This is a genomic window from Oleiagrimonas sp. MCCC 1A03011, from assembly GCF_003267965.1.
GTDB lineage: Bacteria > Pseudomonadota > Gammaproteobacteria > Xanthomonadales > Rhodanobacteraceae > Oleiagrimonas > Oleiagrimonas citrea.
Genome location: NZ_MSPY01000015.1, coordinates 1 through 6,523 on the forward strand (window position 1 = coordinate 1; position 6,523 = coordinate 6,523).

Annotated in this window: 5 protein-coding genes; all 5 read left to right on the forward strand. The window is 64.7% G+C overall.

Annotated elements, in window-relative coordinates; all coding sequences use genetic code 11:
- The first annotated feature begins 913 nt into the window (after positions 1-913).
- Genes BTJ49_RS14985 through BTJ49_RS15005 form a run of 5 tightly spaced genes read left to right on the forward strand, consistent with a single transcriptional unit; the run spans position 914 to position 6,128 of the window.
- Positions 914-1,654 (forward strand): Yip1 family protein, encoded by a 741-nt coding sequence (locus BTJ49_RS14985; RefSeq protein ID WP_168184780.1) that lies wholly within the window; start codon positions 914-916, stop codon positions 1,652-1,654.
- Position 1,655: 1 nt separating this feature from the next.
- The gene (locus tag BTJ49_RS14990) at positions 1,656-2,915 is read left to right on the forward strand and encodes an efflux RND transporter periplasmic adaptor subunit (protein ID WP_168184781.1); all 1,260 of its coding nucleotides are present in this window, start codon (positions 1,656-1,658) and stop codon (positions 2,913-2,915) included.
- On the forward strand, positions 2,912-3,676 hold the full coding sequence (locus tag BTJ49_RS14995) for an ABC transporter ATP-binding protein (protein WP_113066241.1): 765 nt from the start codon (positions 2,912-2,914) through the stop codon (positions 3,674-3,676). The genes BTJ49_RS14990 and BTJ49_RS14995 overlap by 4 nt, the downstream gene beginning before the upstream one ends.
- Positions 3,673-4,902, forward strand: coding sequence for an ABC transporter permease (locus tag BTJ49_RS15000; protein WP_113066242.1), 1,230 nt, complete (start codon positions 3,673-3,675; stop codon positions 4,900-4,902). Before BTJ49_RS14995 ends, BTJ49_RS15000 begins: the two co-directional genes overlap by 4 nt.
- A 5-nt stretch (positions 4,903-4,907) precedes the next feature.
- The gene (locus BTJ49_RS15005; RefSeq protein ID WP_113066243.1) at positions 4,908-6,128 is read left to right on the forward strand and encodes an ABC transporter permease; all 1,221 of its coding nucleotides are present in this window, start codon (positions 4,908-4,910) and stop codon (positions 6,126-6,128) included.
- Positions 6,129-6,523 lie beyond the last annotated feature (395 nt).

Below are 6,523 nucleotides of genomic sequence, written 5' to 3' on the forward strand. Positions count from 1 at the left end.
GACGCCCGTCGAGTACCGGCAACGAGCCGCCAAGAGCTCTACTTTTGAAATGTCTGCTTGACGGGGAAGCTTACGGGGATGCTGGCGAGCGTTAAGGGCGGCATGAGCAGTGTATGGAACGCCCCGCCACTGCGTGCGTTTGTGCTTTATGCCGCGTCCATTTCATTCTTTGTTGGCGGCCCCCTTCAAGTATGTTTCCCGGTGCTGGCAAATTCTCGCCTCGACATGGGCGCAGCATCGCCGGCATTCTTATGACAATGAATGGTGTTGGCATGCTAGTATGTAGTGTTTTCTCCGGTATGGCGGTTCGTCTTATGCGGGGCCAGCTTGGAGTCTTGGTCTTGTCTTTTGATTGACTTAACGGCCTCGCTCTTTCTAGCTTGGCACTGATGCACACCACTACTAATGCAGCCCTTGTGCTTGCCTGCATAGGTGTTTTGGGAGGTGTTGTACAGATTGCCTTACTGACTTGGATACAGCAGCGCGTCCCTCAGGAATTAATGGGACGCGTTATGAGTATTATGTTGTTCACGTTTGTGGGCCAGGCACCAGTGTCTGCGATTGTTTCTGGCACTCTGCTTAAGGTGTTTCCTTTAGCAGTTTTGCTCAGCGGCTCCGGAATAGCCCTCACAGCCATCGCCCTGACCTGTCTTAGCAGCCGTCATTTAAGGGATATGCGATCTGCATTTACCGCAGCCCGCGAGTTCTGTGAAATAGCAACCACAAAATCACGCAGCCTGAATCGGCCAGGGTTCCGTAGGCGCTCACGAGCCGCTTTGTGCTTGCCCCGATCCATAGAGCCAGTACATAATTACGTGTAAATAAAGACGGGCTCATTGCTGAGTCATTTACCCCCCGAAATAAATCGTAACCTGGTCGAATGCGGCCTTCTTTAAGAGGAATTCAAACGGTTATGGAAAATCGAGAGCGACAGTACACCCTGAACACGTCTTCCCCGCTTGCCGCGCTGGGCAACATCTTCGTTGCGCCCGGCCAGGCCTACGATCAAATCCGCGAGCACACCGCCTGGTTGTGGTGGCCACTGTTGCTGGTGATCATCACTTCCGCGGGCTTCATGGCCTGGTACATGTCCACCGTCGACGTGCACTGGATGATGCTGCAGACGCTGCAGCACAATTCCATGGTCACCAGCAAGCTGGACGCCGAGCAGATCCAGAAGCTCGCCGACAACGCCACGCGTGGCCGCGGGATGCTTCAGGGCACCCTGGGCGTGGTGATTGGTATTCCCGTGATCTACGCGGTCCTGGCGCTGTACTACTTCCTCGCCGCCAAGGTGGCCGGCTACGAGGTGAAGGGCTACGGGCAGTGGTTCAATTTCACCGCCTGGAGCAACCTGCCGGTCATCGTCAGCACGCTGGTATCCGCCCTGGCCTACCTGCTGCGCGGCAGCCACCAGGTCCTGGCGACGGACCTGGACATGACCAGCCTGAACGCGCTGTTCTTCCATCAGTCGATCGGCGACACCTGGTACACGCTCCTGAGCGGCGTGCGCCTGACCATGTTCTGGACGATCGGTCTGTCGATTTTCGGCATGTCGCGCTGGACGCGCCGCGGCATGGGAAACTCCGCCATCGTGGTGCTGTTGCCGTACGTGCTGTTCTATGGCATCTGGATCCTGGTCAAGGTCGCGTGACATGGCAGGCCGACGCAAGGGACTGATCGCATTCGGCATAGTCGCAGCGGTGATCCTGGTGGTGGTGGTGGGCAGCCTCAGCCACCGCGACAGCGGTCCACTGGTGCAGGTGAGCAAGGTCGAGGCGCGCACCGTGCGCGCCTCCATCCTGGCCGGCGGCGTGCTGAGTTACCTCGATCCGGTGGAACTCAAGCCCGAGGTGATCGGGCGCATCACCGAGATCCCGGTCAAGGAGGGCCAGCGGGTCCACGCCGGGGAAGTCGTGCTGCGCCTGGATCCGCAGATCTACGAGGCGGCGGTCAAGCAGGCCCAGGCCTCGGTGTTGCAGTCGCAAACCCTGATCGACAGCCAGAAGCTGACCGCGCTCAACCTCAAGCGGCAGGTGGCGCGCCAGCGTGCGCTGTACCAGCGCGGCATGGTCGATGCCAACAGCTTCGAGAATCTGCAGAGCCAGTACGCGATCGCCCGCGAGCAGCTGGCCTCGCAGCGCCAGGCCGAGCGCATCGCCCAGGCGCAGCTCAACCAGGCGCAGCAGAACCTGGCCAAGACGGTGATCCGTACGCCGATCGACGGCGTGGTCACGCGCCTGCCCGTGAAGGTGGGCGAGACCGTCATCGCCGGCACCAACATCCCCGGCTCGACCATGATGAACATCGCCAACCCGGCGCAGATCATCGCCGACCTGCAGGTGGACGAGGCCGACATCGCCAACATCAAGCCGGGCGCCCAAGCCGACATCCATGCGGTTTCCTTTCCGCAGGACAAGCTCAGCGGCAAGGTCATCTTCATCGCCTCGTCGGTCACCCAGGCAACCACCGCCGCGGCTCAGGCCAATGGCGCGCGCAACTTCGAGGTCAAGGTGGCGCTGCAGGGCAAGGACCTGCCGCACATCCTGCCGGGCATGAGCTGTCGTGCCGAGATCTTCACCCGCAGCGCACCGCACGCGCTGGCGGTGCCGGTGCAGGCGGTGCAGTACGACGACACGCCGGGCAAGAGCGGGCTGGACACCAGCAGCGGCGCCTACGTGTACGTGGTGCGCAACGGCAAGGTGCACAAGACGGCGGTGGTCACCGGCTTGTCCAGCGACACCTGGCAGGCGATCGACAAGGGCCTGAAGGCGGGCGACGAGGTGGTCAGCGGTCCCTACCAGACCCTGCATGGGCTGGGCGACGGGCAGACCGTGCATACCGAGCCGGCCAAATCCCCCGGCGCCAAGGGCAAGAGCCAGGCCGGTGCCAGCGTGAAAATCTCGGCGTCATGAGCGTCGTCGACAAAGACGCGCCGCCCCTGCTGGAACTGATCGGCATCTGCAAGCGCTACCTCATGGGCGAGGTCGAGGTGCGGGCACTGGATGACGTGCACCTGCGCATCGCGCGCAACGAGTACGTGTCCTTCATCGGTCCCTCGGGGTCGGGCAAGACCACGCTGATGAACATCGTCGGCTGCCTGGACCGGCCCAGCGCGGGCACCTACCTGCTCAACGGGCACAACGTGGAGGACATGGACGACAACCAGCTGGCCGGCATCCGCAACCGCGAGATCGGCTTCGTGTTCCAGAACTTCAACCTGCTCGGCCGCGCCGACGCGCTGCACAACGTGATGCAGCCGCTGGTCTATCGCGGGGTGCCGCTGGCCGAACGCCGCCGCCTGGCCGCGGCCGCGTTGGAGCGCGTGGGCCTGGGCGATCGCATGGACCATCGGCCCAACCAGCTGAGCGGCGGCCAGCGCCAGCGCGTGGCGATCGCGCGCGCGCTGGTGGGCGATCCATCGATCCTGCTGGCGGACGAACCCACCGGCAACCTGGATACGGCCACCGCGCGCGAGATCATGGCAATGTTCGCGGCCCTGCACGCGGCCGGCAACACGATCATCCTGGTGACCCATGATCCCGAAGTCGCCGCCCATGCGCGACGCACCGTGACGATCCGCGACGGGCGCATCATCGGCGACAACCTGCACGCCGCATCCGGGCCCCGGGCAGATGCCCCGGCCCCGGACGCCGGGACGTCGGCCGCGCCATGACCCGCCTGCTGGAAGCCCTGCGGGCGGCCACCGACGCGATCCGCGCGCACCTGCTGCGCGCGTCGCTGACCGTGCTGGGCATGGTGATCGGCGTGGCCGCGGTGATCGCGGTGGTGGCCTTGCTGCAGGGCTTCGGGCAGATGATCACCCAGCAGTTCCGCAGCCTGGGCGCCAACGGCATGGTGATCGTGGCCTACCTGCCGGAGAAGGCCCAGCTGGCCGGGCGCGTCGCACGGCTGACGCCGGACGACCTGACCGCCATCCGCCGCCAGGTGACCGGCATCCACGCGGTGGTGCCGTTGCTGACCCTGGCCCAGTTCAGCGGGCAGGTGGCCTACGGCAACCGCACCAGCGCCACCAGCATCACCGGCACCACCTCGAACTTCGCCGCGAACGGCGCGGACTACCCGACGCAGGGACGCTTCCTGGTCTCCAGCGACAGCCAGACACGCCGCCCGGTGGCGGTGATCGGCACCTCCGTGATCGAGAACCTGCACCTGCCCGCGCATCCCGAGGGACGCTTCATCTCGATGTACGGCACCTGGTTCAAGGTGGTCGGCGTGCTCAACAAGCTGGGCACCCTGGCCGGCGTGCTCGACCGCGACAACCGCATCCTCATCCCCTACGGCACCGCGGTCAGCCTCAGCGGCAGCACCTTGCCACCCAACATCGCCATCGAGCTGCAGGCCGACCGCGCCGCGGACATCGCGCGCGTGGAAGGCGAGATCACCCGCGTGTTGCGCCGCCGGCACCACCTCACGGCGGGACAGGAGGACGACTTCAAGATCCAGTCGGCGGGCGAACTGATCAAGACCCTGACCCACGTGTTCGACATGATCAGCCTGGTGGTGGGCGCGATCGTCGGCATCGCGCTGCTGGTGGGCGGGGTGGGCATCATGAACGTGCTGCTGGTCTCGGTCACCGAACGCACCCGCGAGATCGGCGTGTGCAAGTCGCTGGGCGCCACCCGCAGCGACATCCTGCTGCAGTTCCTGTTCGAGGCGCTGCTGCTGGCGCTGCTGGGCGGGCTGATCGGCCTGGGGCTGGGCGTGGGCCTGGCCGAGCTGGTGGCGCACCTGGTGCCAGCGCTGAGCGGAGCCCACACCCCGGCCTGGATCGTGGCGTTGGCGCTGGGCTTCACGGCCACGGTGGGCCTGATGTTCGGCATCGCCCCGGCCGCCAAGGCCGCCGGCCTCGACCCCATCGACGCGTTGCGGTACGAGTAGCCACGATGCTGATGCTGCTGGAAAGCCTGCGATCGGCCCTGGCCTCCATCCGCGCCCACGCGATGCGCAGCGCGCTAACGGCCCTGGGCATCGTGATCGGGGTGGCCGCGGTGGTTACCGTGGTGGCCCTGCTGCAGGGTTTCAGCCAGGCCATCAACCAGCAGTTCAGCGGCCTGGGCAGCAATACCCTGATCGTGCAGCATTACCTGCCGCTGCAGGAACAGCTGACGGGCAAGGTGGCGCGCGTCACGCCCGACGACATGGAAGCCATCGCGGCCCAGGTGCCCGGCATTGCCAGCATCTCGCCGCTGATGCCCATGAACGGCTCGCAGTTGTCCTTCCAGGGACATACCACGGTCACTACGGTGCTGGGCGGCACGCCTTCGTTTGCGGATTCGTTCGGCTACTGGCCGAGCCGCGGCCGCTTCATCACCCGCGCGGACAACCTCAGCCATCGTCCGGTGGCGGTGATCGGCGATACGGTACTGGAGAAACTGCACCTGCCGGACAACCCGCTGGGCCGCTACATCCAGATCGGCCGCACCTGGTTCCGTATCGTCGGCGAACAGCACAAGCTGGGCAGCCTGATGGGGCAGGACCGCGACAACCAGGTGATCATTCCCTACGGCACAGCGCTGCAGCTGAGCGGCACGCAGAACCAGCCCAGCATCGTCATCCAGATCAAGCTGGCCAAGGGCGCCTCGCTGGAAGCCGTGCGCGGGCGCATCACCACCGTGCTGCGCCGCCAGCATCGCCTCGAACCCGGCGCCAAGGACGACTTCAAGGTCGGCACCGCGGCGCAGCTGATGGCCAGCTTCAACGCGGTGCTGAGCAACATCACCCTGGTCGCCGGCGCCATCGTCGGCATCTCGCTGCTGGTCGGCGGCATCGGCATCATGAACATCATGCTGGTGTCGGTCACCGAACGCACCCGCGAGATCGGCATCCTCAAGAGCCTGGGCGCCACGCGCAGGGACATCCTGCTGCAGTTCCTGATCGAGGCGGCCACCCTGGCCCTGCTGGGCGGGGCGATCGGCCTGGCCCTGGGTTATGTCCTGGGCCTGCTGGTACTGCACTTCGTGCCGGCTTTCGGCGGTGCCAGCGTCCCCGCCTGGGCGGCCTTGCTGGCCATCGGCTTTTCGTGTGCCACCGGTATCCTCTTCGGTATTGCCCCGGCAGCACGAGCGGCGGGGCTGGATCCAATACGCGCGCTAAGCTACGAGTAATGACTGGGGCGCCCCGCGCATGCCGGGAAATACCCTGCCTTGCGCGCCCCCGGACAAGACACGTGGGCATGACACCAATGTTGTACAAACAATGATGTCAGGGGAGCTGTACAAACATTGGTGCCAGAACGCAGAAATGACGTGCCGAAGCAGGGTTTCGCCCTGTAACTATGGTGCGATCAGCGCTGGGCTGACGGCTCACGACGGTGGATTCAACTGATCGATGCAACACACTGAAGCCTGCCACGGGCAGCGGGAGTGTTGCAGATGCGCAAGCGGATCTATTACACGGAAAGCCAGAAGGCGCTGATGTGGGAACGTAAGCTTCCCCTCTAGCGAGACACCGCAAAAGTAGAACTTTCTGGCATGGTTCACCCACCAGGAGGTTCCATGAA